This is a genomic window from Mesorhizobium sp. GbtcB19 (genome assembly GCF_019091085.1).
GTDB lineage: Bacteria > Pseudomonadota > Alphaproteobacteria > Rhizobiales > Rhizobiaceae > Mesorhizobium.
Map to the genome: position 1 here is coordinate 1 of NZ_JAGXJY010000222.1, position 274 is coordinate 274.

Below are 274 nucleotides of genomic sequence, written 5' to 3' on the forward strand. Positions count from 1 at the left end.
TACAGCAATATGCTGTCCGGGGTTTATATCTTCTGGCGAAAGTGTTTCAGAATCGAAGTAAATAGAGGGTGAAGGAATTTGCTCTATACCATTACTACTAATTCCTTTTTTTCCCCAACGAAGGTTTATAGCGTATTTCCCTGACATTTCTATATATCGCACGCTGTCTACAATGCCTTCTATACAAATGGGATGTCTGTTTTCCCATTTTAGTTGTTTGACGTAATTGCACGATTGTATATAACGGTCAGGTTCATAATAAAAATCACTCCAC

1 protein-coding gene is annotated in these 274 nt (G+C 37.6%); it reads right to left on the reverse strand.

Translation table 11 applies throughout. The features are described from left to right. Nucleotides 1–274 (reverse strand): hypothetical protein (locus KVT37_RS32225; RefSeq protein WP_217579029.1); only part of this gene is annotated, 274 nt, incomplete at both ends.